At 65.2% G+C, this 4,372-nt stretch carries 5 protein-coding genes; 4 read left to right on the top strand and 1 reads right to left on the bottom strand.

All coding sequences use genetic code 11. The features are described 5' to 3' along the window. From VFC51_16370 to VFC51_16355, 4 genes are all read left to right on the top strand, one after another. Window positions 1-1,007: glycosyltransferase family 1 protein (locus VFC51_16370; protein HZT08599.1), on the top strand; the 1,007-nt coding region annotated here is incomplete at its 5' end. Continuing rightward, on the top strand, window positions 994-1,821 hold the full coding sequence (locus VFC51_16365; GenBank protein HZT08598.1) for a class I SAM-dependent methyltransferase: 828 nt from the start codon (window positions 994-996) through the stop codon (window positions 1,819-1,821). The genes VFC51_16370 and VFC51_16365, both read left to right, overlap by 14 nt. 11 nt (window positions 1,822-1,832) lie before the next feature. Beyond that, entirely contained in the window at window positions 1,833-2,993 is a 1,161-nt protein-coding gene (locus VFC51_16360; GenBank protein HZT08597.1) for a glycosyltransferase family 1 protein, read from the top strand. A 42-nt stretch (window positions 2,994-3,035) separates the two neighbouring features. Next, a complete protein-coding gene (locus VFC51_16355) occupies window positions 3,036-4,154 on the top strand; it encodes a glycosyltransferase (protein HZT08596.1) in 1,119 nt (372 codons plus the stop codon). Between the two features lie 9 nt (window positions 4,155-4,163). Here VFC51_16355 and VFC51_16350 read toward each other — a convergent pair. Then, window positions 4,164-4,372: phosphoribosyltransferase family protein (locus tag VFC51_16350; GenBank protein ID HZT08595.1), on the bottom strand; the 209-nt coding region annotated here is incomplete at its 5' end.

Below are 4,372 nucleotides of genomic sequence, written 5' to 3'. Positions count from 1 at the left end.
ACCCCGGTCGGGTCGTCGACGCGCCCATTGCGGATAACGTCAGCACCCGCCAGCTCCGCCTGCGAGAACGCTACCTCAACGTCATCTGGCACCGGCTACACGCGCCGATTCCGGTCGACCTCTTCGCCGGCCCTCTGGATGTGTTCCATTCGCCGGATTACGTGCTACCGCCCGTCCGCCGCGGGGTTCGCTTGATCACGGTCCACGACTTGGCCTTTCTCGTTCAGCCGGAATGCGCGGACGAGCGCCTCCGCGAGTTTCTCGAGCAAGCAGTGCCCAAATCCGCGGGAGAGGCAGACTACATCATCACCGATTCGGAGAACACGCGAAACGATGTGATCTGCCTGCTGGATGCCGCGCCCGAGCGCGTGTTCGTGGTTCCCGGCGGGGTCGATCCCAGCTTTCGCCCGGCGAGCGCGCAGGAAGTCGCGGCGGTGCGGGCCGAATATGAATTGGCTCGCCCATACCTCCTGGCCATCGGGGTCATCGAGCCGAGGAAGAACTTTCCCCGCTTGATCGACGCGTACGCCCGGTTCCGCGTCCGAACCGGGCTCCAGCACCAGCTCGTCATCGCCGGCGGGAAGGGCTGGTTGAGCGAAGCAACATACGACCAAGCGGAGCGCTCGGCCTTTCAATCGGACATTCGATTCACCGGCTACGTGCCGGAGCGGTACCTCGCCGCCCTGTACACCGGCGCGGAGGTGTTCGCCTACCCATCCCTCTACGAAGGATTCGGGCTCCCGGTGCTCGAAGCGATGGCCTGTGGGACGCCGGTGGTCTGCGCCAATACGTCATCCCTGCCGGAGTTCGCGGGGGATGCAGCGCTCCTTGTGCCCCCGGAGGACCTGGACGCAATGGCCGATGCGCTCGAGCAAGCCTGCGTCGACACCGACGTTCGCGAGGACCTCCGCACGCGTGGAGCGAAGCGCGCGGCGAGCTTTCCCTGGGAGCGCTCGGCCGCGAAGCTGGTTGAGATCTACGAACAGGTTGCAGGTGCGAGCCATTAGCGCGCTCCCGTCGAGTGGCATGGCGCGACGGTCGGAAAGAGCCCCGGGAACGGGCGCCCTTCACGAGCGGAGGCGCTGGGTCTTCGAGCACATCCCGCCCAATGCCGACCGACTCCTCGATGCTGGCTGCCACGACGGCGAAAGCACCGCGGCATTCGCCCGCAGGGTCCGCTTCGCCCTCGGGTTCGACGCCGACGTCGAGGCACTGCGCCACGGCGCCCAGATTCACGCGGGGAAGCTGTGCGCCGCGAGCGCGGACGCCATCCCATTCGCGGATGGCAGCTTCGACTGTGTCGTCTTCAGCGAGGTGATGGAACACCTACCGGCCGAAGCCGAGAAAGCCTGCGTGCGGGAGCTCAGGCGCGTGTGTCGCGAGGGCGGCCGCTTGATTCTCACCACTCCGCATCGGGGGCGCTTCTGGTGGCTTGATCCCTTGATGATGAAGACGCACCTTCGGCGCGTCATGCATTCCCTTCGAAACCGGGCCGTGCCGATGAAAGGACACAAGCATTACCATCTCGACGAGCTCCGGGCGCTGCTCGATCCGTATTTCGAAATCGAGCACGTCGCTCGGGTCGGGTGCCTGTTGTACCCGGTGGCCTACTGGGGATACCTGCTCCCGTTTGGGCTCGGAAGGCTCCCGCCATTGGCCGCGCTCTGGCAGCGGATGATGGACGCAGACTATCTCCGAGAATGCGGGGACGCGGCGTACAACGTCTGTATCATCGCGACCGCGCGCGGCGCGTGGCGCGCGCCCCAGGCGGCGACGAGCGCTGCGCTGGTGCCCCCATCACGCGACGAATCTCAGGGCTGATAGAGACCGAAATGCGGATTGGCGTCAACGCGCTCTTCCTCCAGCGCCCGGCGACGGGGATGGGGCAGCACCTGTTTCACCTCCTGGAGGGACTGGACGAATACGACGACCAGAACACCTATGTGCTGCTCAGCCCCCGCTTCCGCCATTCGACGATGGGTCGATTCCCGCAGCTCTCCGAACGGTTCGAAAACATCGAAGTCGTGAGCGCGCTTCGCCGATTCGGCGAACGCTTCGAAAGCCTGTGGTGGGAGCAGGTGGGAATCGTGCGAACGTGTCACCACGAAAGCATCGATATTCTCCATTGCCCCTATTTCGCCGCGCCCTACTTCCTGCCCTCCAAGACCGTGGTCACCGTTCACGACGTGATCCCGCTCGTCATGCCCGAGTACCGCATGCGGCCCCAGAGCCGGATGTATACGAGCCTCGTTTCATTCACCGTTCGGCGGGTCAACGCCATCATCACCGTCTCCGAGTACTCCAAGCGCGACATCATGCGGACCCTTCACATCCCGGAAGAACGCATTCACGTCATCGGGAACGCCGTTGACGCGAGCTATCGGCCCATAACCGATACGCGACTGATCGATTCCGTCCGCGAACGGTACGGGATCGGGCCGAAGTACATTCTCTACTTCGGCGGATTCGACGTGCGCAAGAACGTGGACCGCGTGCTGCAGGCGTACGCGGCCTTACCAACGCCAGTCAAGAACGAGTACCAGCTCGTGATCGCGGGTCGGCTGCACCTCCTCGGCCATCCGTTGTACCCAGACCCCCGGCCCCGCGTCCGGGAGCTGGGGTTGGAAGACCACGTCGTCGTGACCGGACAAATCCGAGAGCAGGACAAGGCGCCACTGTACAGCGCCGCCGCGCTCTACATATTTCCCTCGTTGTACGAGGGATTCGGGATTCCCGTCTTGGAGGCAATGGCGTGCGGAGCAGCGGTCATCACGTCGAACTTGTCCGCCCTTCCCGAGGTCGCCGGCGACGCGGCGCAGCTCGTCGACCCGTACCGGGTGGAGGCCATTCGTGATGCCATGGCGGAGCTGCTGGAGAACGCAGCCCTGAGAGACAGCCTGCGCGAGCGGGCCCTCGCCCGCGCGAGCCACTTTAGCTGGCAGCGCGTGGCGCAACAGACGCTCGACGTGTACAAGAAGCTTGCGGCGAACTAGCGGCTCCGACGACGCGGCCCGCGCGCGAGACTGGCGTTTCCCATGAGGGTGCTGATGCTCTCCAAGGCGCTCGTCGTTGGCGCCTACCAGCAGAAGCTCGTGGAGATCGCTCGGCACGGCGAAATCGATTTGACCGCCGTCGCACCACCCTCGTGGCGCGACGGCGCGGCCGAGCGCTTCATCGAGCAGCGGGAAGCGAGCGGGTACAGGCTCATCGTTTCGCCCATCGCGGCCAACGGGAATTTTCACCTCTTTTTCTTCCCGCAGCTCCCCAAGATTCTCGACGACTGCCAGCCCGACCTCCTCCACGTGGAGGAAGAGGCCTACAACCTGGCGACATTCCTTGCCGTGTGGCACGCGCGCCGGCGGCGCATTCCTTCAGTGTTCTTCACGTGGCAAAACATCGCGCGAAGGTACCCGCTCCCCTTTCGGTTGATGGAGCGGTACGTCTACCGCAACGTGGGGTGCGCCATCGCTGGCACACGGTCGGCGGAGCGCGTGTTGCGCGGGAAAGGGTATCGGGGTGTGGTGCGCGTCATCCCGCAATTTGGGGTCGACCCGACGGTCTTCTCGCCAGCTCCCGAGCATCCCGAATCCAGCGGGGCCGATGGTGGCGTCATCACGATCGGTTTCGCCGGTCGACTGGTGCCCGAGAAGGGCGTCGAGGTCCTCGTCGACGCGTGCGCGCGCCTGGATCGTCCCTATCGACTCGTGATTCTCGGGAATGGCCCCGCACTGCCATCGATACGGGCGCGGATCCGCCAGTATGGGATCGAAGACCTCGTGGATATAAGAAACGCCATCGATTCGCGCGAGATGCCGCAGTTCCTTCGAAGCCTCGACGTGCTCGTGTTACCGTCGCTGACGCGCCCCAACTGGGCCGAGCAATTCGGCCGGGTCTTGATTGAAGCGATGGCGTGCGGTACTCCCATCATTGGATCGAGCTGTGGAGAAATCCCGGATGTCGTCGGCGATGCGGGGCTGATCGTGCCGGAGGGCAATGCGTCCGCTATCGCCGAAGCGGTCATGCGCCTGGCCAAGGATGGCCGCCTGCGGGCGGACCTGATCCAGCTCGGAAGGCGCCGGGCGCTCGAGCGTTTCACCCACGCGCGTGTCGCCCAGGACACCGTCGACCTCTACCTCGCTTGCGCGAAAGCCTGACCTCCAGCGTCACCACAACCAGCGGTCCAGCTCACTCCGCGTGAAGAGGGCGTCGAGGTCGAACCCGGCGGCGGCCACGGCTTCGCGCGCGCCCTCCTCTCGATCGATGACGCCGATAATCTTGGCGACGCGACACCCCGCCTCGCCCAGTACGTGCGCCGCACGGATCGCCGAGCCCCCACTCGTCAGCACGTCCTCCACGACGACGACGGAGTCGC

The sequence above is a fragment of the Chloroflexota bacterium genome (genome assembly GCA_035652535.1).
Lineage (GTDB): Bacteria > Chloroflexota > UBA6077 > UBA6077 > SHYK01 > DASRDP01.
Note: the sequence above shows the minus strand (reverse complement) of the source record. Positions and strands in the feature narration are given on the sequence as shown.

Coding starts and splice junctions, on each gene's coding strand:
- VFC51_16355 (HZT08596.1), top strand. CDS start 3,036: ATGAGGGTGCTGATGCTCTCCAAGGCGCTCGTCGTTGGCGCCTACCAG.
- VFC51_16360 (HZT08597.1), top strand. CDS start 1,833: ATGCGGATTGGCGTCAACGCGCTCTTCCTCCAGCGCCCGGCGACGGGG.